The organism is Shewanella sp. 10N.286.52.B9 (genome assembly GCF_002873635.1).
Classification (GTDB): Bacteria; Pseudomonadota; Gammaproteobacteria; order Enterobacterales; family Shewanellaceae; genus Shewanella.
Genome location: NZ_MCTY01000020.1, coordinates 1684 through 1938, shown reverse-complemented (window position 1 = coordinate 1938; position 255 = coordinate 1684).

Genomic DNA, 255 nt, shown 5'->3' with positions numbered 1-255 from the left:
CATGGCTTTTTGCGTTGTTTACCAAAACCGTGACAACAAAACATTGTCCAAGTTAAGGCGCTTGTTGAACGAAGCCGCTGTGCGGCAGAAAAGATAAAAGCTCACCTTTATTCTCCCATCTTAAATACTTACTAGACCCTGCCTACCTTGGCAGTTATCTAGGAGTATCACTATGAACACTCACGAGCAACAACGCTTTGATTTTCTTTATGAACAACATCTTACCAACTTAACACTGCAAGGCAAGCGGCCTGC